22 protein-coding genes, 1 pseudogene and 1 riboswitch are annotated in these 19,864 nt (G+C 36.1%); of the genes and pseudogenes, 4 read left to right on the top strand and 19 right to left on the bottom strand.

The genetic code is table 11. From position 1 onward, the window contains the following. Positions 1–126: 126 nt before the first annotated feature. Positions 127–876: a class I SAM-dependent methyltransferase gene (locus NFR29_RS01845; RefSeq protein ID WP_251422364.1), complete on the bottom strand. Its 750-nt coding sequence runs from the start codon at positions 874–876 to the stop codon at positions 127–129. 122 nt (positions 877–998) lie between these two features. Between NFR29_RS01845 and NFR29_RS01840 the strand changes: the two genes are divergently transcribed. Next, the gene (locus tag NFR29_RS01840) at positions 999–1,928 is read left to right on the top strand and encodes a DUF1848 domain-containing protein (protein ID WP_251422362.1); all 930 of its coding nucleotides are present in this window, start codon (positions 999–1,001) and stop codon (positions 1,926–1,928) included. A 111-nt stretch (positions 1,929–2,039) separates the two neighbouring features. Further along, positions 2,040–2,583: pseudogene (locus NFR29_RS08305) on the top strand (hotdog family protein). Positions 2,584–2,637: 54 nt separating this feature from the next. On the opposite strand, the gene NFR29_RS01825 reads toward NFR29_RS08305, so the two are convergent. Together NFR29_RS01825 and NFR29_RS01820 are read right to left on the bottom strand one after the other, a co-directional pair. Next, positions 2,638–3,249: a phosphatase PAP2 family protein gene (locus NFR29_RS01825; RefSeq protein ID WP_251422353.1), complete on the bottom strand. Its 612-nt coding sequence runs from the start codon at positions 3,247–3,249 to the stop codon at positions 2,638–2,640. Between the two features lie 104 nt (positions 3,250–3,353). After that, positions 3,354–4,733, bottom strand: coding sequence for a VanW family protein (locus tag NFR29_RS01820; protein ID WP_251422350.1), 1,380 nt, complete (start codon positions 4,731–4,733; stop codon positions 3,354–3,356). A gap of 127 nt (positions 4,734–4,860) precedes the next feature. On the opposite strand from NFR29_RS01820, the gene NFR29_RS01815 reads away from it, so the two are divergent. After that, on the top strand, positions 4,861–5,868 hold the full coding sequence (locus NFR29_RS01815) for a site-specific integrase (RefSeq protein ID WP_251422347.1): 1,008 nt from the start codon (positions 4,861–4,863) through the stop codon (positions 5,866–5,868). Between the two features lie 111 nt (positions 5,869–5,979). Here NFR29_RS01815 and NFR29_RS01810 read toward each other — a convergent pair whose 3' ends face one another. Then, complete coding sequence (locus tag NFR29_RS01810; RefSeq protein WP_251422344.1) at positions 5,980–6,288, bottom strand: LysM peptidoglycan-binding domain-containing protein; 309 nt, start codon at positions 6,286–6,288, stop codon at positions 5,980–5,982. Between the two features lie 237 nt (positions 6,289–6,525). On the opposite strand from NFR29_RS01810, the gene lexA reads away from it, so the two are divergent. Next, positions 6,526–7,203 carry a transcriptional repressor LexA gene (gene lexA / locus NFR29_RS01805; protein WP_251422339.1) on the top strand — a complete coding sequence of 226 codons (678 nt, stop codon included), beginning with the start codon at positions 6,526–6,528 and terminating at the stop codon, positions 7,201–7,203. Between the two features lie 158 nt (positions 7,204–7,361). Here the strand turns inward: lexA and dapA are convergent, their stop codons facing one another. The 15 genes from dapA to NFR29_RS01730 form a co-directional block, all read right to left on the bottom strand. Continuing rightward, positions 7,362–8,252, bottom strand: a complete 891-nt coding sequence (gene dapA / locus NFR29_RS01800) for a 4-hydroxy-tetrahydrodipicolinate synthase (protein WP_251422337.1) — start codon at positions 8,250–8,252, stop codon at positions 7,362–7,364. Positions 8,253–8,314: 62 nt separating this feature from the next. Next, positions 8,315–9,346, bottom strand: a complete 1,032-nt coding sequence (locus NFR29_RS01795) for an aspartate-semialdehyde dehydrogenase (protein ID WP_251422334.1) — start codon at positions 9,344–9,346, stop codon at positions 8,315–8,317. Positions 9,347–9,380: 34 nt separating this feature from the next. Beyond that, on the bottom strand, positions 9,381–10,178 hold the full coding sequence (gene dapB / locus NFR29_RS01790; protein ID WP_251422331.1) for a 4-hydroxy-tetrahydrodipicolinate reductase: 798 nt from the start codon (positions 10,176–10,178) through the stop codon (positions 9,381–9,383). Positions 10,179–10,257: 79 nt separating this feature from the next. Continuing rightward, a riboswitch (Lysine riboswitch) is annotated at positions 10,258–10,432 on the bottom strand. A 42-nt stretch (positions 10,433–10,474) separates the two neighbouring features. Continuing rightward, positions 10,475–12,139: a DNA repair protein RecN gene (recN, locus tag NFR29_RS01785; protein WP_251422328.1), complete on the bottom strand. Its 1,665-nt coding sequence runs from the start codon at positions 12,137–12,139 to the stop codon at positions 10,475–10,477. Positions 12,140–12,143: 4 nt separating this feature from the next. Further along, entirely contained in the window at positions 12,144–12,599 is a 456-nt protein-coding gene (gene argR / locus NFR29_RS01780) for an arginine repressor (RefSeq protein WP_251422325.1), read from the bottom strand. Positions 12,600–12,950: 351 nt separating this feature from the next. Continuing rightward, positions 12,951–13,526, bottom strand: a complete 576-nt coding sequence (mnmM, locus tag NFR29_RS01775; RefSeq protein ID WP_251422323.1) for a tRNA 5-(aminomethyl)-2-thiouridylate-methyltransferase MnmM — start codon at positions 13,524–13,526, stop codon at positions 12,951–12,953. Positions 13,527–13,536: 10 nt separating this feature from the next. Further along, on the bottom strand, positions 13,537–14,421 hold the full coding sequence (locus tag NFR29_RS01770) for an NAD(+)/NADH kinase (RefSeq protein ID WP_251422320.1): 885 nt from the start codon (positions 14,419–14,421) through the stop codon (positions 13,537–13,539). Between the two features lie 9 nt (positions 14,422–14,430). Next, positions 14,431–15,234, bottom strand: coding sequence for a TlyA family RNA methyltransferase (locus tag NFR29_RS01765; protein ID WP_251422317.1), 804 nt, complete (start codon positions 15,232–15,234; stop codon positions 14,431–14,433). Further along, complete coding sequence (locus NFR29_RS01760) at positions 15,231–15,713, bottom strand: divergent PAP2 family protein (protein WP_251422314.1); 483 nt, start codon at positions 15,711–15,713, stop codon at positions 15,231–15,233. Before NFR29_RS01760 ends, NFR29_RS01765 begins: the two co-directional genes overlap by 4 nt. Before the next feature lie 19 nt (positions 15,714–15,732). Then, entirely contained in the window at positions 15,733–16,611 is an 879-nt protein-coding gene (locus NFR29_RS01755; protein WP_251422311.1) for a polyprenyl synthetase family protein, read from the bottom strand. Positions 16,612–16,621: 10 nt separating this feature from the next. Then, positions 16,622–16,828 (bottom strand): exodeoxyribonuclease VII small subunit, encoded by a 207-nt coding sequence (gene xseB, locus NFR29_RS01750; protein WP_251422308.1) that lies wholly within the window; start codon positions 16,826–16,828, stop codon positions 16,622–16,624. 83 nt (positions 16,829–16,911) lie between these two features. Continuing rightward, positions 16,912–18,138 carry an exodeoxyribonuclease VII large subunit gene (gene xseA / locus NFR29_RS01745; protein ID WP_251422305.1) on the bottom strand — a complete coding sequence of 409 codons (1,227 nt, stop codon included), beginning with the start codon at positions 18,136–18,138 and terminating at the stop codon, positions 16,912–16,914. Next, on the bottom strand, positions 18,135–19,082 hold the full coding sequence (locus tag NFR29_RS01740; RefSeq protein WP_251422302.1) for a Kae1-like domain-containing protein: 948 nt from the start codon (positions 19,080–19,082) through the stop codon (positions 18,135–18,137). The genes xseA and NFR29_RS01740 overlap by 4 nt, the downstream gene beginning before the upstream one ends. Beyond that, positions 19,079–19,480, bottom strand: coding sequence for a transcription antitermination factor NusB (gene nusB / locus NFR29_RS01735; RefSeq protein WP_251422299.1), 402 nt, complete (start codon positions 19,478–19,480; stop codon positions 19,079–19,081). The genes NFR29_RS01740 and nusB overlap by 4 nt, the downstream gene beginning before the upstream one ends. Before the next feature lie 10 nt (positions 19,481–19,490). Continuing rightward, on the bottom strand, positions 19,491–19,862 hold the full coding sequence (locus NFR29_RS01730; RefSeq protein ID WP_251422297.1) for an Asp23/Gls24 family envelope stress response protein: 372 nt from the start codon (positions 19,860–19,862) through the stop codon (positions 19,491–19,493). Positions 19,863–19,864 lie beyond the last annotated feature (2 nt).

Raw genomic sequence — 19,864 nt, 5'->3', positions numbered from 1 at the left:
AAATGGCACCAACCACATAAGTGATTGGTGCCAAACAAATGATTAGGGATAAGCACCCCAACATTTGACAGAGAGCCAATAAAAAGCCAAGAGCAGTACATTAGTTGTATCGTTCTTGGCTTTATTTTAATTTTTTACAGCTTTCACTAAAAACATAGGCGCAGGAATATAAAATTCATCTTCTTCAGCATATATGCGAGATCCTACCGTAGTGTCTAGTGTAACAGTGGCATTAAGGCCTTCTAAAATCTGCTGATCCCACAATGGGCGATTAGTGGCACTAATAGAAAGCATGTGGTAAATGGTATGGCACTTTTCTAAGAGTTCTTCTTTAATATGTTGATGAGCGTGATGGCTAGCAAGGAGCTGTTGATGATGATTTTTTCCGTGCTCTGCATCATAATTCAATAACATACCATTAGGTTTTAAAACCCGTAACCACTCTTGATATGCCCTATCAGGGTGGGGGAGGTTCCACGTAACATTGCGGGCTACGACCATATCAAATGTATGGGTAGGAAACTCTAAGTTTTCTGCATCCATAACAGAAAAAATAGCTTTACTATTAAGTGTTTTAGCCAGCAGATTTGCTTCTTCAATCATATTTGGCGTAATATCGATGCCTGTTACAGAGTGACCTAAGTCCGCTAAGAGGATGCTGAAAAATCCAGCGCCACAGCCTACATCTAAGATGTGTAGAGGCTCTGTAGAAGATATGTGACTAATTAATTCATCGCGCCATAGTAAAAGCTTTGGACTTTGTAATTCTTTTTCACGCAGCTTTCTAAAATCTTCAGCTCGTTCTGTCCAATAGGACGTAATAAAGCGTTTTTCGTCTTCTTGTATAGATTGGATGGGGGTAAATGAATCGCTCATACATACTCCTTTATAGTTTCATGCTACTCCTTATAGTACCATATATAAAGGTAGATAGGTATTGCTTTATAACAAAATCTTTCGTTATAATTGAATTAATTTGAATGGGAAGGAGGCTATCTATGATATTACAAACAGGACAACGAACTGATATCCCTGCTTTTTATGGAGAGTGGTTTATAAACCGTATCAAAGAGGGATTTGTTGATGTGCGTAATCCTTATCATCCGAAAATGGTAACGCGTCATAAGATTGCCCCTCATATTGTAGATGGCATTGCTTTTTGTAGTAAAAACCCGAGACCTTTTATGAAATATCTTCCCGCTATTAGTGACTATCGTCAATATTGGCATGTAACTATAACGCCTTACGGAGATGATATTGAGCCTTATGTACCATCGAAAACCATTGTATTAGAGGCGTTTCGTGAGCTTAGTAATATACTAAATTCTACGGCTATTGTGTGGCGTTATGATCCGATTATTCTAACACATCGCTATACCTATGATTTCCACTGTGAAAGCTTTCATCAAATGGCGCAAACCCTATCTGGATATACAGATAGGGTTGTTGTAAGCTTTTTAGATATATTTGACAAAGTATTACAGAATTTTCCTGGTGGACATCGCCCAGAGAAGGACATACAACACAAATTAATTGGCGAATTTGTTCAAATTGCTAAATCTTGCCATATGACACTCAAAACGTGTGGCGAAGGTCATGAATTTAACATTGATGGGGCGCATACGGAGGGCTGCCTATTGTTATCTGACTATGAGCGTGCGTGGGGTGTTAAACTAGAAGCGCCTAAACGTAATCCAGCACGTCCCGAATGTGCTTGTTATTTGCACGGAGACATTGGTGCCTACGATACGTGTGAACATTTTTGTCGCTATTGTTATGCTAATACAAACCAAAGTACTGTACGGAGTAATCGAGCACTACACAATCCTCAGTCCACCATGTTAGTAGGGGAACTACAAGACACCGATATATTGCGTATTAGCGACGATAAGTCGTGGATTGTACCGTACCAAGAAGAATTGTTTTAATAAAAGACTTATTTTTATAGCATAACTGTTTTATAAGTGAATTACTTTAGTAGGAACGTTATATTAATAAAAAGCTTTTTAATAAGTAATATTATTCTAGCCGGAGGTGAAATGATGACTATAGAAAAGGATCACATGCTTGTATTGGCAATGTGTTATGACTTTGATAAAACCTTAACCCCTGATGATATGCAAGCCCAAGGATTTATTCAATCTGTAGGTTATGATGATGATGAGATTAAACGCTTTTGGGAAGAATCTAACACATTAGCTAAAACTCATGATATGGACAATAATTTAGCTTATATGTATAAAATGATTGCTGAAGCAGAAGGTCATTTATATGTAACAAAAGATAAGCTGATGGAATACGGTAGTCAAGTCAAGCTATATAATGGCGTTCTAACTTGGTTTGAACGAATGCGTCAATATGGAATATAATAAAGAAAAAGTGTATAAAATGATGCGCCATAACCGAATTCGTTATTATGCGCCAGCAGATTATTCTGATGGTTCTGAATTAGATACATTAGTAAAGTCGATTATTCGTAAAACAGCTGCTTATGAACTCTTGGAAAAAGAACATATTAAAGATAAACGTGAGGCGGAACTCATTACTTCCGATAACGATAATTTATCGGAAGTAATGGAATGATAAAAATTGGACCCCATACAGGCCCAATCTATATTTTTAGCATATTGCGGTATTTTATTTTCGTTTAAATGTATATGGTTCATATTCGACTTCTTGTTTTCGACTAGTCCACCAAGACCAAAGATATGTGGCGATTTTCCACGCTACATATCCAACAATTAGGCCTAATACCATTCCTGTTAATACATCTGTTGGATAATGTACAAACAAGTATACTCTCGAAAATGCGACTATAACAGATCCAACTAAAGCAATTATGCCCCAGAATCGCTTATTATAGTTTATATTATATAATCCCATATATAATGCCATAGCCGATGCAAATGATCCAAAGCTATGTCCTGACGGGAATGAATAGCTTGTTGCTTTTGGTGGCTCTGCTACTAATGGTACATCAGGAAAATCTACAAAAGGCCGTAATCGAGCGATATGAGGCTTTAATGTTTGATCGCCAATGATAAAGACTAATGTTAAGGATATAAAAATAGCTAATCCTACAACGCGATATTGCTTTTGAAGCATTAATATAATAGATAATACTATCCATAAAGCACCAGAGCTCGTTATAGTAGATATAAACACCATAAAGGGTGTTACATAAGGATTAACGAAATGTTGCTGCACATAAAATATTAGTGAATGATCAAATTGTAAGATCGTTTCCATAAAAAACCTCGTAAATTCTATAAGCATAAATTGTATACTACAAATAGAAATGATAGCCTAATCTAAGGAATAAATCAATAGATTAGGCTATTTTTAATAAAAACTTAATGTTTTTTCATATCTGAATCGTCTTTACCTTTAGATTCTTCTTTTTTATCAACTTTTTCAGGAGTTGCTTTAGCTGGTGCTTTTGTAATAATCGTATCTACTGGATCATAGAGAGAGCCGTACACATCTGTATGACTAGATCCATCACCGTATGTAATATGACGATATGTGTTGAGAGTAAATCCAGGATGACCTTCTTTGATGATATCTTCTGTTAGAGAAGGATCAAAGGATGTAATCGTTTGATTAGGTACCTCTTTTTCATCACCTACAGATATAGATACTGATTTAGGCTCATCTTGTGGTGTACCGATAATATAGATAGTCAACTCATTACCATTCATGACACTAAGAACGTATACGGCATTCTGATAAGGGTTTTTAAACTGAAAGTCTAAATATCCGTACGCTACAGTAGCATCTAATCCAGCCGGAATATATGACACAGGCTCAAAGTGAGGTGTTCTTTCCACAATTTCCATACCAGATAATAAAGCGGTATTAAAAATAGTAGAACTTACCTGACAAATGCCACCACCAATACCAGGTACGAGTTTGCCATCGATCATAACTGGCGCATCGTCAAAGCCTGCTTCGGCCGTTCTTTCACCAACTACGTCATTAAAAGAAAATACTTCTCCAGGTTTTAATAATGTGCCAGTAATTTTAGTAGATGCAATTTCTATATTGTTCGTCCGATTTCTGTTACTCGCATCAAAATAAGTGGTATAACTAGCTAATACAGTCGTTAATGGTTTTACATCTGCATCTGTGACGCGTATAGTTGCTTGGTTCGTGTGAATTAAGGCAACATTGTCAAATTTATTTTCTTTAACTTGCTCTTTTAATGCATTAATAGTAGCATCAATATCAATGCGATCCCCTTCTTTAGATGGAATCATTTTAACAACGCCATTTTCAATGACTAAACGAGCATCATTGCCAGGGGCATCTACTTGTTTTGCTAATTCTGTCAAATAAGCTCGAGCTTTTACTTCGTCTAGTTTATAAATGGGATCTATAGTAGCACCTGTTGTAAAAGCTGTAAATCGACTAATCACTAAGTCTAAGAAAGAATCTTCATAGCCATATGTATACAGTGCATTAGCAGTAGCATCAATATCTAAGGTAATACCTAAATCCGTAGCATTACTTTTAATAGCTGAATCATTATTTAATTGAATAGTAATTGGTACCGTATCTAAAGCCTCCTGAGCTAATAGCTGACGTACATTTTCTCTACTATAACCAGATAAATCCTTTTGTTTATAATGTACACCTTTTGTAATATCACCGGATATAGGTACCAAACTACATCCGCTTACACATAATGTGGAACTAAGTAATACACATACACTTAATCGTTTTATATTCATGGGAACACATCTCTCATATATACAGGAACACATCTCTCATAACTAATATATCGAATTAATTTATTATAGCATAAATAACTACTTTTATGTGTTACAATATTAATATACATGTAAAAAGGAATGAATTATGACAACAAATCAAAACAAGCATTTTTATTTACGCAATAATGATGCTTTAATGAATAGCAATAAATTGTCTATGAAAGCAAAACAAAGCATTTTATTGTCTAAAGCAGAAAATACAATAGATGCGTACGAGTCCGATTGGCTAGATTTCGTCGATTGGTGCAATTACCAAAAGGTCAGCTATTTCCCAGCTACACCGGAAACAGTAGTTAATTATATTAACGATTTAGCTGATTATGCTAAAGCTAATACGATTGCTCGTCGCATTAGTGCCATCTCAGAAAATTACAATGCCGCAGGAGCTGCTGCTAATCCGTGTATATCTCCTCTTGTTAAGCAAGCATTACGAGGGATTCGCCGTTTAAAAGGCACCTTCCAACAAGGTAAGACCCCTATCCTATTAGATGATATTGAAGATATATTAGAAACGATGGATACCTTAGACATACCAGATATACAAAAATTAAGAGATAAAGCCATCCTCCTCGTTGGGTTTATGGGGGCATTCCGGCGAAGTGAAATCGCTGCTATTACGGTGGAAAACTTAAAGTTTTCTCCACAAGGCTTAGAAATTTTTGTAGCTTCATCCAAGGCCGACCAAGAAGGTCAAGGGGCGATTGTAGCCATTCCACATTTAACAGGATCTCCTTTAGATGCGGTGAAGGCTTTAAAGAAATGGTTGTCTGCTAGTCAAATTACGACAGGTCCTGTATTTAGAGGCTTTACCAAGTCCATGTCCATTCGTAATACTGCTATATCAGATAAATCCATTGCGGATATAGTCAAACGCTATGTCTCTTTAATCGGTCTTAATCCTGATATGTATGGTGCCCACAGTTTGCGCCACGGTTTTGCTACAACGGCCGCTTCTTATGGTGTAGAAGAGCGAAATATTATGCGCCAAACTCGTCATCATAGTGTTAATATGGTGAGACGCTATATTAATGAAGCTAATAAATTTGTGGATAATCCTATTTCCACTATTTTTGAAAAACGATTTTCTAAATAATACATAACATGCTAGATAGTTTGAGATTAATTAATTTCTAGTAAATAAAACAGCTATGACTAAATGATTTATGTCACTAAATCAAATGGTCATAGCTGTTTTTATCTATATTTAGTTTTGAGCCATATAGTCCATAGCTCGTACTGGACTATCTACATCATGTACAGGTACTTTGATTTTGGCACCTGGCGTTAATGAGCCTGAATCTGTAATATTATTAAGTTCTTTTACTGCATATACAATTTCTCGAACATCCATATTAGGTTGTGCACTGCGAGCTGCAATATCCCATAATGTATCCCCTGCTTGTACTGTTACTTCTCGAACAGAATGGGGATTTGTAGTAATAGATGGAGATGTTTGTTGGTATCCAATTACCATTGCTAAGCACATAGTAAGCATAATCATTACATGTTTCATTTTATATAACCTCACAATATATAAGAGTAATTTCGAACAAAAATATCAGAACATTTGTTTGTCTACAATGAAATAATAACACAGGAACAAATGTTTGGTCAATAGTTTTGTGAACAAATGTTTGCAAAAATTATATAATGAGCCTATAATAGTGTATATAATCATATAAAAGAATATACATAAGAGATTATTCTCTATACTATAATCACTAATTATTGCTTTATTTTGGAGGTTCTTGTGAGACGCCCAGCAACAGATATAAATACTAAACAACGTCGTATATTGGAATTCATTCGTAATTCTTTGCATAATGAATATAGATGCCCTACTGTACGTGAAATATGTGCTCATGTCGGCCTAAGCTCCACTTCTACTGTCCAGTCTCACTTAAATACATTAGAAAAATTTGGCTATATTCGTCGAGATCCTAATAAAAACAGAGCTATTACGATTATTGATGAAAAAGCTCCTGACCTATCTGCTGGTGACAGCGTCGATGGTTTAAGCAGTTCTGATAATTTCGAATTTTTAGGCGCTCAATTAAAACAAGTCCCTCTTATTGGTACAGTACAAGCTGGTATGCCTATTACGGCAGTAGAAAACTTAGAATCGACGTTGACCTTGCCTGTACAATTAACAGGTGATTCTGATTGCTTTATGCTTCGCGTACAAGGCGAGTCGATGATGAATATTGGTATGTACGAAGGTGATATGCTCATTGTACGCCATCAAAACACTGCTAATAATGGAGATGTTGTAGTTGCTCGTATTGATGATGAAGCAACTGTAAAACGCTTCTATAAAGAAAACGGCCACATTCGTTTGCAGCCAGAAAATGATGACTTTGATCCTATTATTGTAAAAGACTGCCATATTGAAGGTTTAGTTATTGGTTTAGTACGGGATCGCATTTAAAAGAAGCATAGTTAAAGACTCCATTTATAATTAAATGTAAATAAAAAAAGGTAAGCATAGAATATGCTTACCTTCTTTTGTTCCTTTTGAGCTATCTAAATATTCTATTGTATTAACATATTTGTAAATACTATAGAATAAGTTTCTCTTCTTCTATATTAAGCTTGTAAATAGGCTTGTAAAGCCATATCAATGCATTTAGCTTCTTCCTCACTAGGTTCACACATTGGTAAATTAAATGCCCCTGCTGGTAAGCCTAGTTTTCGAGCTGCATATTTAACTGGTATAGGATTTGTTGTTACAAACATAGCTTGTATAATTGGCGTCAATTTATGATGCAATTGTTTTGCTTCTTCTGTATGTCCTGCTTCGAAAGCTTGAATCATATGATTCATATCATTACCACTAATATGAGACACAACAGATACAACACCACAAGCACCAAGAGATAACATTGGTAGTGTTAATGCATCATCACCACTATAAATCATGAAATCCGAATTTGGCATCAAGCGATTGATTTCAGAGGCAATTAAAATATTGCCACTTGCTTCTTTAACAGAGTTAATATGAGGATATTCTCCGTGTAATTTAGCTAATGTACTAGGAAGAATGCCGGTCCCTACTCGACCTGGTACATTATAAATCATGATAGGTAATGTAGTTGCTTCTGCAACAGCTTTAAAGTGTAAATATTGGCCATGTTGATTTGGTTTATTATAATATGGCACCACCACGAGTAGTCCAGAAATACCCTCTATAGCAGATACTTCTTTCACAAAATTGACAGTCTCTCTTGTATCATTAGAGCCTACATTAGCAATGATAGAACCTTTATGGCTGCATTCTTTGGCAATTGCTTTAAATAGTGAAAGTTTATCTTCTTGTGACATGGTTGGATTTTCCCCTGTTGTACCACATACAACAAGGCCGTCTGAACCATTATCTAAGAGATGATGAGCAATAGCTATGCTGTTTTCTATATTAACGGATCCATCTTCATTGAAAGATGTAATCATGGCTGTTAATACTCGGCCGAATGTTTTCATAATCTTCCTCCACTTGATAGTTTAAGTGTATTCACACCTATCAAGTCTATATTGATAGACTATTAAAATGCTTGTTTTTCTACTAAATATTCTGCAATTTGTAATGCATTTAATGCCGCACCTTTACGGATTTGGTCCCCTACAATCCAGAAATTCATACCTTTATCATTGTATAAGTCCTTACGAATACGTCCAATTTCACAATCATTTTTATTAGATGTATAGAGTGGCATTGGATATTCCTGTTCGCTTGGATTATCATTGACTTGCAAACCAGGGAAGGCTTCGCAAGCTTTACGGAATTCTTCTACCGATACAGGTGCTTCTGTTTCAACTAATACAGATTCAGAATGGGAACGATATACAGGTACACGCACAGTAGTTGGCACTACTTGAATCGTATCATCATGAAGGATTTTTTGTGTTTCATGAACCATCTTCATCTCTTCTTTTGTATAGTCATTATCTAAGAAAATATCGATTTGAGGAATTAAGTTGAATGCTACTGGGTAATGTTTTGGTGCAGATCCAGTCGGTAACAAATTAGCGGTCATTTCTTTACCTTCAATAAATTCTTGCACTTGATTTTCTAATTCCTCAATGCCTTCCTTACCAGCACCAGATACAGCTTGATAAGTAGATACGATTACTCGTTTGATAGGAGAAATATCGTGAAGTGGTTTTAAACCAAGACTCATAATAATGGTAGAGCAATTTGGATTAGCAATAATCCCTTTGTGAGTCAAAATATCTTCAGGATTTACTTCTGGTACTACTAATGGTACTTCTGGATCCATACGGAATGCGCTGGAGTTATCGATAACGATAGCACCTCGTTTAGCTGCTTCTGGAGCAAGTGTTTTGGAAATGGAACCACCAGCAAATAAAGCGATATCAATATCATCAAAGGACTCTGGTTTCGCTTCTTCTACAATATATGTTTTACCATTTACCACTAATTCTGTTCCTGCAGAACGAGCGGATGCCAATAATTTCAAATTTTCGTAAGGGAAATTGCGCTCTTCAATAAGTGTAATAAATTCTGCCCCTACTGCACCAGTAGCGCCTAAGATTGCTAAATTAGGTGTTCTCATAAATCTATCTCCTACCTTATTAAGTCATTCTATATTATAAGTAATGTTCTAAACCATATGTTAAGCCTGGCTTAGAGGCAATTTTTTTACAAGCCAATACGACGCCTGGCATAAAGGATAAACGGCTTAGGCTATCGTGACGTATAGATAAGGTTTCATCATAGCCACCGAATAATACCTCTTGGTGTGCCACATATCCTGGTAATCGAACACTGTGAATCGTTACGTCATCCACTTTAGCACCGCGAGCGCCAGCTAAACTTTCACGAGTTAAATCTTCAGATGCTTGTACATTATTAGCTACTTTAGCATCGTTAATTAATTTTGCTGTTAAAATAGCGGTTCCAGATGGTGCATCATACTTGTGATTGTGATGGAGTTCGATGATTTCTACATCTGGGAAGTACGGCGCTAATTGAGCCGCTACTTTCATCATCATCACTGCACCTAATGAGAAATTAGGGGCTACTAAGCAATTGGCATTGTTCGCTACACCGATTTGATGCAATTCTTGACGTTGCTCTTCCGTAAGACCTGTTGTACCGATGACGAGATGGACACCGGCAGCTAAGATTTTTTTCGCATTTTCATAAATAACTGCAGGATTTGTAAAGTCTACAATGACATCTGGCTTATTACTTGTTAATACATCGTCTATAGAGCTGACCATTTTGATTTGTAATGGTTCAATACCAGCTACAGTACCGATATCTTGACCAGCCTTAGTAGGATCGATGCCTCCTGCTAAGACTAAATCTGCATCTGCATGCACTGCTTTTACTACTTCCCGGCCCATTTTTCCACCAGCACCATTTACCATTACGCGAATCATAGTATACCTCCAAAAAAACCAGTGGAATGCTATCCACTGGTCTTATATATATTACGAATATAAACTCGATGTGTTTAAGAGCAATGATAGCACTCCACTAATCACTAGATTAGTGACAGTCATCTACCTATTAAATAGACAACCAGCACGATAATTTGGCAATCATCGAACTTCGGCAAATATACCTTTTACCATAAATCATAGCGCGCCAGCTCCTTATGATGACTCTTTATATTCGCACCTCTATCTGAATTATTGAATTTATACTATTAGTATAAATTTTTCTGAGTATTTAGTCAATGAAAATGCTCTATAAGTTCTTTTGCCGCCGCTAACGCAGTAGAAGACATGTCTTTACCAGACATCATGGAGGCAATTTGTTTTAACCGTTCCTCTTCGTTTAAAACAGATAATGTAGAAACTGTCCGTTCGTCTTGCTCTTGTTTTGTTAAGTGATAATGTTGTTTAGCAATACTTGCTGTTTGTGGCAAATGAGTGATACAGAATACTTGATTTGTAAAAGAAAGGTTTAATATTTTTTCTGCCACTTTTAAGGCGATATCACCACTAATGCCGACATCGATTTCATCAAATACAAATGTTTTATGACTATCGTTTCGGAATACTGATTTAAAAGCCAAAGCAATACGAGCTAATTCACCGCCAGAAGCGACTTTATGAAGCGGTAATAACTGCTCTCCTTTATTAGCTGTAAAGAGTAGTTCAATGGATTTAGCGCCTAATGGTAGTAACTCATCACTACTTTCTATATGAAAACGGATATCTCCTTTTTCCATGCCTAAGTCAGTTAGTTCTGAACGCAACTGCTGTGCAATGAGCTGTGCATTTTCTTGACGTACTTCAACTAAATGAATTAATGCTTCTTTAGCAATACCTCTCATTTTTTCTAATCGTTGTTCTAGTTCATCTTGTTCAAAAACTTGGCTTTCCAATTCTTCTAAACGAAGTTGTGCTTGATCTTCATAAGCAAGAATTTCCGCAATAGTATCACCATATTTCTTTTTCAATCCGTAGATCGTAGAATCTCGGTCTTGGCAATAAGCATAACGTTCTTCGTCATAACTGATAGAATCGCGATAGCGATCAAGAGACTGGGCAGCCTCTTCTAATTGGAAATAGGCAGAATTAATTAACTCTGAAATTTCATTAATATCTGAGTCATACCGAACTAGATCATTTACTTCCACCTTTATAGCATTTACCGTATCGAGTAATGGGTTTCTACCATTATAAAAGGCATCATAAGAAGAGGCTAAAACTTTATCAATATGTTCAAAACTATCAAGCCTTTTTAATTCTTCCGCAATAGCTATATCTTCATCTGGCTGCAACGCTGCCTCTTCTATTTCATCGATTTGAATTTTCAACATAGCCAACTCGCGAGCTCGTTCTGACATCGTAGTAGATAAATTTTCAAGAGCATCTTTGGCAGTCTTATAGTCTTTATAGGCTTTCTTATAATCTCTATAAGCTTTGTAACCTTTCTCATTGTAAGTATCTAAATATTCATGATGCGATTCAGGATTTAATAATTTTTGATTGCTATATTGGCCGTGAATATCTGCTAATTGTTGACCAATTTCTTTTAGTGCCTTTAATGGTATTGGTTGGTCATTGGCGAGAATGATAGATTTTCCTGCTCGATTAAAGGAGCGGGATAAAATGAGTTGTCCATCTTCTACCATAATATTTTTTGACTCTAACAATAATAATAAACTTTGGTGATTGGCAATATCGAAAATACCGTCAATAACAAAACTATCTTTACCATGACGAATGAACTCGCTACTTGCGCGTTCTCCTAAGAGGATACTGAAAGCATCCATTAAAATGGATTTACCTGCTCCAGTTTCGCCGGTAAAGATAGTTATGCCATCTTTAAAGGAAATATTCATTTGCTCAATCAACGCAAAGTTGCGAATGCTCATTTGCGTTAACATATAATTAATCCTTCATTAAATCTTGAATTCGTGTTAAAACTGCTGGTACATCTGCTTCGGTACGAGCAATTAGTAAAACCGTATCGTCCCCAGCTAAGGTACCAATCAATTCAGACCATTTAGCATGATCAATGGAAAATGCTACAGATTGAGCTGAACCAGGAATCGTATGTAGCACGATTTGATTCAAGCTGTGATCTACTTTAATTAAAGAATCCTGGAAAAGTCGATTAATACGACTTCTTGAAAGAACCACATTTTCTTCTGGAGATAATGCGTATCGATAATGACCATCGCCAGTAGGAATTTTGATTAACATCAATTCCTTAATATCCCGAGAGACAGTAGCCTGGGTTACTTCAATACCTTCCTCCAGTAAAGCGGCTGCTAATTCCTCTTGTGTCTCAATTGCCTTAGATTGCACAATTTCTTTAATTTTGTTATAGCGATAGCGTTTCATTTTAAACTCCCTTTTTTAAAACTTGCACATAAAAGAGAATAGTATCTTTCTGTAAACATTATACCATATATTCATAATTAATATAGACAATATGCTCTGTGACTTATACGTCTTATGCATATTATCTTTATATTTAATAGTCTGAAATTTTTTCGAACCAATAATAACGTGAAATCTAGAATATACGCATTTAATCTATTTATACAAAACTTATGATTTAAACAATAGAATACAAAATGCATAAATAAAATAGTCTATGACTCCACATTTTTATGATTTGCTATGCGTTTTTAGTATTATTAACATCTACATTTATATATCATAAAATTTTACCAATATGATTATATGGATTTATCTTTTTTGTACCATATATAACTCTGGTGGGTTATTAATTTGATTGATAGGTTTCCAGTGACAATTATTATATTCTTTTTGATTTAATTCACATAAGTATGATTCTAAGTCTTCTTTCTCTTGTAAACCCTCATCAGTGCCTGGATAAACAGCTATTGTAATAATTCCATCTTTGGCTAATTTCGGTAATGCTTGTTCTATAGCTGCTATGGTATGATGAGATTTTGTCATAATACGATGATCACCACCTGGCAAGTATCCTAAATTAAAGACTATCAAATCAATGCTCGCTTCTTTAATATCTTTTTTAAAGGCTACATCATGAGAGCTGTGTAAAAAAGTAATCATAATACGATTTGTCATATCATGAGTTTCCAATAAAGCTCTACTCGACTCAATAGCTTGTTCTTGAATATCGATACCGTACAAATGGCAATCAGGTTGGGCTCGTTCTGCCAAATATAATAAGTCATATCCATTGCCACAGGTGGCATCGACTACTGTTTTCGCTTCTACCATGATGCGGTCCCATAGCAGGTGTTGGAATTGTACTGCATTATTTATATTAATCATAACTGTATCATTACAACAACTCGTCTCGGCGAGATGCTAATTTCTTAAATAAAGTACCGAAGAAACATTGATCGTAGAACCGTACAAATAAACAATAGACTGGATTTGATTCGATATGTAACACATCGTCTTTTGTAAACTCATAATCGAAAGTACCATCAATGGAAATATGAAGGAAGGGCTCTCGATTAGGCATGGTGATTTGGATAGTATCATTTTCTTCCAATACCATAGATACACCTTGAATTAAATGTGGCGCAATAGGTGTAACGATAATGGACCGATTATCAGGTTTCATAATAGGTCCACCAGCCGATAAATTATACCCCGTTGATCCTGTAGCTGTTGAAATGATTAAACCGTCAGCGGGATACATTTGCGTATGGTTATGATTAACAGCTAAGTTGATACGCGCCATTTTTGCAGGTTCTGCTTTTGTCACAACAAGTTCATTAATAATAGGAATTAAATCTTCTTTTTTGTGATCGGCTCTTTCTATATAGGCATGTAGATGGCCTCTTTTTTCTATGCTATAGTCACCTGCTGCAATACGTTGGATGTGACCTTCTAATTGATCGATTTCGATTTGATTTAAAAAGCCTAACTCCCCTAAATTAATACCACAAACAGGAATATTATAGGAATAGATTTGCCTTGCCAAATGAATAATTGTACCATCGCCACCAAAACTGAAAGCCAGATCAATATATTTAAAAATTTCTGGGCGAGGTAAAATATGGTCACGGTCAATATTCAGCGTCTCATAAACTTCTTCGCTTTCAAGATCGTTTGGCCAATAGACTTTAATGCCTTCTTTTTTACAAATACGAGCTGCCGACTCTAAGACAGCTATAATATTACTTTTACCCATATTGGGGAAAAATCCAATACGCATATGTATCTCCTATAATGAATGAGCTTCTTCTACTACTGCGTCAATAAGTACATCACTGAGTGGTAATGCACTATCCTTATCCTTTGCAAAATAGCCTAGAAATTCAATATTTCCTTCCATCCCTTTAATGGGAGAAAATGTTAGTCCTTGTAAATATAAATGACAATCATAAGCGACTTGTAAAATACGATGTAAAACTTCTTTATGGATAGCAGGATCTCGTACAATACCGCCTTTTCCGACATTTTCTTTACCTGCTTCGAATTGAGGCTTAATAAGAGCCACTAAAGAGCCGGTATCTTTCAATAATGTGGTTGCTACTGGAAGTACTTTATCAAGGGAAATAAAAGCTACATCTATGGAAATAAAATCTACTAGCTCACCGAGTTGTTCTGGTGTAACAGTGCGTATATTTTGTTTCTCCATATTAATAACTCGATTATCTTGTCGCAATTTCCAAGCCAATTGATTATAGCCTACATCGATAGCAAAGACTTTAGATGCTCCATTTTGTAAAGCACAATCTGTAAATCCCCCTGTACTAGCGCCAATATCAATCATAACAGCACCGTCTAAGTCGATAGGATAGATTTGTAAGGCCTTTTCTAACTTAAGTCCACCGCGACTTACATACGATAGTGTGTTGCCTTTTACAACTAGATTGGCTTCTATCGGAACTTTTGTACCTGCTTTATCAATTCGTGTCGTATCCATAAATACTAAGCCCGCCATAATAGCAGCTTTCGCTTTTTCTCGACTTTCAAAGAGACCGCGATTGACAAGGAGTATGTCTAACCGTTCTTTATTGCTCATAGTGCACCATTATATATGTAAAAATATTGAATACATGCGACAATAATACCTAATATTAGTCCGCCAAATACTTCGATAGGCGTGTGACCGAGCAACTCTTTTAGTGCAAATTGACGGTCTTTGAGGACTACAGGAATATTTCGTTTTACAAAATAATCGATGATTTGGTTAATCATTTGTGCTTGTCGACCTGCCTCAAGGCGTACACCAGATGCATCATACATAACGACAATAGAGAATACAAGGGCAACAATAAAAATATCAGTAACTCCATTTTTTAAGTACAATGCTGTTGTTGTGGAAATGACAAATGATGTATGGGAACTAGGAAATCCGCCAGATCCGATAAGTCGTTCCAGTCTAAATTGACCATGTCTGATTAACTGCCATAGAAACTTAATCGCTTGTGCTGAAAACCATCCTAAGAAAGCCGCTTGCGCTATATAGTTTTGACTAATTTCTTCTACAATTTGAATCATTGTTATCTTCCTTATGAGCCTAATTGGTACGATTCACTAAGTAATCGATAATAGCTCCTAGTATTTGGGTATCATGCGATACCAATGCTAGTGCATCATAAGCTTCTTTTGCAATAGTATCTACTTCTTTTCGAGCAGCCTCTAAGCCTAGCAAAGATACATAGGTCGATTTATGTTGTCGTATATCGCTACCAGGAGTTTTTCCTAATTCCTCCATACTACCTACTACATCTAATATATCGTCAGTAATTTGGAATAATAAGCCTAATCGATCGGCATAGACCATATACGCTTTATAAGTACTTTCATCAGCATTAGCTAATATAAGTGCCAATTCAACAGAAGCATTAAATAAAGCGCCAGTTTTTCCTCTATGCAATAAACGGAGACCTTCTAATGGAATTTGTTTATCTTCTGATAAGAGGTCAAAGGCTTGACCTCCAACCATCCCTTCTGGACCCGCTGCTTTCGCTAAACAATGGATGGCTTCTATCTGCTGTTGCGGTGTCGTATTCGTATTTTCCCCACATAGCTGAAAGGCATAGGTCAATAGTCCATCACCTGCTAAAATAGCCATCCCCTCGCCATAGACTTTATGATTTGTTAGCTTTCCTCGCCGATAATCGTCATTATCCATAGCCGGCAAATCGTCATGAATTAACGAATAGGTATGAATACATTCTAAGGCACAAAGAAATTCTTTATATTCTTCAACATCTTCTTGTAGGGATTCTAAAACGGCTTTCGTCAATATAGGTCGAATTCGTTTACCCCCTAATAAGAGACTATATCGCATCGATTCATAAAGGGGCTCAAATTCAGGAATAGAGCTCTTTAACGTTGATGTTAACCAATTTTCGATGACCTCTTTGCTAGATGATAAGTAAGTGTTTAACATCCCTATCTCCTTATTCACTAATACGAACTTCTTCGATGATTTGTTGAATTTCTACTTCTACTGAATCTAGCATGTCTGCGCATTCTTTGACTAATGTGAGTCCTTTTTTATATTGTGCTAGTAGATCGGCAATAGATAAATCGCCTTCGTCAAGATTGCGAACAACATCTTCCAAAGCTTTATATTTTTTTTCGTAGTTTTTAAGTGATGCGGCCATAGTGCTGCCCTTTCTATTTATTAGAATCCATCATTATGTATAGAGACTATATTGGAAAGAATATTCGACCCTTACCAGAGTACTCATCTTTTATTTTGATATAATGGTTTATGTTTTTTTATAGTCTTTACATCTGCCGAAACAGTTCCATCTGCCAAGGTAAAAGAAATAGTATTACCTGTGTCTAATTGATTTACAGAATGTACTGTTACACCATTATGTTCGATTTTGGAATATCCTTTTGTCATCATATGTACAGGATTTTGCAATGATAACTCTTTAGCTAATAGCGATAATTTATGTTTTTCCTGCTCCATACGATGCATGCTAACTCGATGCATGCCATCTTTAATAGTTTGTAATAGAGATTTCTGTTTATGAATCAATTGCAACGCAGGAATACCTAATTTACGATTAAATAGAGTAGACAATTCTCCCCGTTTTTGTTGCAATATTTGATTTATCACATAATGAAGGTATTCTTCTTTTTTCTGTAAATCTTCTTGTAATGTTGTAATAGGTAATACCGAAATTTCTGCAGCATGACTTGGTGTAGCACCTCGCATATCTGCAGCATAATCAGCTAATGTATAATCTGTTTCATGCCCAACGGCAGAAATAATCGGTGTTTTCGCATGGTATATGGCTTCCACTACTTTACGATCATTAAAGCACCATAAATCCTCCATGGAGCCCCCACCACGACCGACTATAATAACATCTACATCTGGATCTTTATCAGCTCGTTCAATCCCTTTTGCAATTATGGGACCGGCGTTAGTACCTTGTACAGGAACAGAAAAAAGTTTAAATTTCATAAGAGGATTTCGATGTTCGCTAATATGTAAAATATCGTGTAATACAGCGCCTGATGGACTTGTAACAATACCGATACAACTAGATAAGACAGGAATCATTTGTTTATGGCTTTCATCAAAATAACCCAATGCAGTTAATTCCTGTTTTAATGCATCAAATTCAAGTTGTAACGGACTTTTACTGCCAATCTGCATATCGGAAGCGACAATATGCAATCGACCCATTTTATTATAAAAATTAACAGATCCTTTAATGGTCACTAACAATCCGTTTTCAATACTATTAGATAGTCCTTTCGACATGACTGTGCTAGACCACATCGTTACATCGATGGATGACTCTTCATCTTTTAAGGAGAAGTATACATGTCCACTGTTATGGCGTTTAGCATTCATAATAGTACCACTAATATAGAGGTTTTTTAACAAGTACTCTCGATCTAATGTACGTTTAATTAAATTGTTTAATTGAGTAATGCTTAATACATTCATTGTGACTCTCTATGGGCTAACAATGCGCCAAAGGCATTGCCTGTAGCATTGTCAACGGAAAAATAAGGATCTGCAAAGTAAACGTTAATATTATATTTACGGCATACTCGATATAGCCGTTCTCTCAATAGGGAGTTACTCATAACACCACCTACAGCAATTAATGTAATAACTGGATGGTTATTATAGTGATATGTAATGAGCTTCTCTAGGGAGTTTCCTATAGAAGAAAAGACGGCTTTACTAATGTTTTCTTTTGAAAGGACACCGTTTTCTATACGCCGTAAAGCTTCGCTACAAGGTCCCGCGAAACTAATCCACCCCTCTTTTACAGATGAAGGTAAAGGCTCATAGTCATCAGCATTTAAAGCTAAGTGCTCTAACGCCCTGCCGGCAGGAAATTGTAGTCCCATAGCAACACCGACACGATCGATAAATTGGCCTCCTTGTAAATCATTGGAGCCACCTAATAGAGTTGATTCAAAGGCACCTTTACCTACATATTGAGACATAATAAGATCCGTCGTGCCTCCTGATAGATGAAGACTAAAAAAAGAATCCTTCGGTAACTCTTTTATATGCCGCAAAGCGGCTAGGATATGATTTTCTTGATGAGAAAATTCATACAGTGGTACATTCAGCATGTGGCTTAGACTACGACCGAAGCCTTGACCTACGAGAAAAGCAGGCATATAGGATTCTTCTGAACGTCGAGGAAAGGCACTGACACCAATGCCAGCAATAGGCACCTGTGGTAATGATTCTAATAAAGAGGGAAAAACCTTTGTATGTTGAAAAACCATATTCGATTGCTGTAAGCCTTTTTCGCCCACTTTTACATCTAATATTTTACGAGCTTCTGCTACAATATTCCGCTCCTCATCAATGAGAGCACAGCTTGTAGTATAGCAGCTCGTATCAATACCTAAATAATAACGCTTCATGGTAAATTTTTGTAATAGCCATCTAAGATAGCATTAACCAATTTATAAGATGTATCACTACCGAATAGCTTGGCCAACTGAACGGCTTCATTAATTACAATAGATGGAGATAGCTCTTCTCGGTTATATGTTAATTCCCATACAGCGATACGTAAAATGGAACGATCTACTGTATCCATACGCGGCAAAGGTCTTTTTTTACAGTAAGGTGCCAAGCTTTCATCAATGATTTGAAGATGTTCTAGTACGCCATTAATAATTTTTTTAGCATAGTCTTGGTCCATTGATAAATTGAGTTCTCCTTCAGGAAAGATGACTTCGTCACCTACCCCATGGAACTCATTGGCATATAATGTTTGGAACGCATATTGACGGGCTTCGCGTCTGTTTCGTTTCATATAGACTCCTTTATTCTTTTACAACGCCTTCAATATGAACATCGACTTTTACATTGTCCAAATCAAGTACATGTTTTAAGGTTTGTCTGATTTCTAGTTGCAATTTCTTTGCTAAATCAATGATATTAAGACCGTAAAGGACTCGAATATACACATTGATTTCAATAAATCCTTTTCGATGCTTTACATTTATACCAGGTAAATTTTTTTGCCCAAAGGCTTGTGTAATGCCATCTACAATTTCATCGTACAAACGAGGACTCAAGGAATGTACACCTGGTACAGTACTCAATGTCTTCGTAGTGATATCAATAATAACAGAGTCGTCTATTTCTACAGTATCTCCAGTGATACTATTTTGTAAGATATTATCTGAATCCATAT

Source organism: Veillonella agrestimuris, from assembly GCF_943193065.1.
In the GTDB taxonomy this organism is placed as follows: Bacteria; Bacillota; Negativicutes; order Veillonellales; family Veillonellaceae; genus Veillonella; species Veillonella agrestimuris.
This window is presented reverse-complemented; position numbering and strand designations above follow the sequence as displayed.

Coding starts and splice junctions, on each gene's coding strand:
- NFR29_RS01845 (WP_251422364.1), bottom strand. CDS start 876: ATGAGCGATTCATTTACCCCCATCCAATCTATACAAGAAGACGAAAAA.
- NFR29_RS01840 (WP_251422362.1), top strand. CDS start 999: ATGATATTACAAACAGGACAACGAACTGATATCCCTGCTTTTTATGGA.
- NFR29_RS01825 (WP_251422353.1), bottom strand. CDS start 3,249: ATGGAAACGATCTTACAATTTGATCATTCACTAATATTTTATGTGCAG.
- NFR29_RS01820 (WP_251422350.1), bottom strand. CDS start 4,733: ATGAATATAAAACGATTAAGTGTATGTGTATTACTTAGTTCCACATTA.
- NFR29_RS01815 (WP_251422347.1), top strand. CDS start 4,861: ATGACAACAAATCAAAACAAGCATTTTTATTTACGCAATAATGATGCT.
- NFR29_RS01810 (WP_251422344.1), bottom strand. CDS start 6,288: ATGAAACATGTAATGATTATGCTTACTATGTGCTTAGCAATGGTAATT.
- dapA (WP_251422337.1), bottom strand. CDS start 8,252: ATGAAAACATTCGGCCGAGTATTAACAGCCATGATTACATCTTTCAAT.
- NFR29_RS01795 (WP_251422334.1), bottom strand. CDS start 9,346: ATGAGAACACCTAATTTAGCAATCTTAGGCGCTACTGGTGCAGTAGGG.
- dapB (WP_251422331.1), bottom strand. CDS start 10,178: ATGATTCGCGTAATGGTAAATGGTGCTGGTGGAAAAATGGGCCGGGAA.
- recN (WP_251422328.1), bottom strand. CDS start 12,139: ATGTTAACGCAAATGAGCATTCGCAACTTTGCGTTGATTGAGCAAATG.
- argR (WP_251422325.1), bottom strand. CDS start 12,599: ATGAAACGCTATCGCTATAACAAAATTAAAGAAATTGTGCAATCTAAG.
- mnmM (WP_251422323.1), bottom strand. CDS start 13,526: ATGATTAATATAAATAATGCAGTACAATTCCAACACCTGCTATGGGAC.
- NFR29_RS01770 (WP_251422320.1), bottom strand. CDS start 14,421: ATGCGTATTGGATTTTTCCCCAATATGGGTAAAAGTAATATTATAGCT.
- NFR29_RS01765 (WP_251422317.1), bottom strand. CDS start 15,234: ATGAGCAATAAAGAACGGTTAGACATACTCCTTGTCAATCGCGGTCTC.
- NFR29_RS01760 (WP_251422314.1), bottom strand. CDS start 15,713: ATGATTCAAATTGTAGAAGAAATTAGTCAAAACTATATAGCGCAAGCG.
- NFR29_RS01755 (WP_251422311.1), bottom strand. CDS start 16,611: ATGTTAAACACTTACTTATCATCTAGCAAAGAGGTCATCGAAAATTGG.
- xseB (WP_251422308.1), bottom strand. CDS start 16,828: ATGGCCGCATCACTTAAAAACTACGAAAAAAAATATAAAGCTTTGGAA.
- xseA (WP_251422305.1), bottom strand. CDS start 18,138: ATGAATGTATTAAGCATTACTCAATTAAACAATTTAATTAAACGTACA.
- NFR29_RS01740 (WP_251422302.1), bottom strand. CDS start 19,082: ATGAAGCGTTATTATTTAGGTATTGATACGAGCTGCTATACTACAAGC.
- nusB (WP_251422299.1), bottom strand. CDS start 19,480: ATGAAACGAAACAGACGCGAAGCCCGTCAATATGCGTTCCAAACATTA.
- NFR29_RS01730 (WP_251422297.1), bottom strand. CDS start 19,862: ATGGATTCAGATAATATCTTACAAAATAGTATCACTGGAGATACTGTA.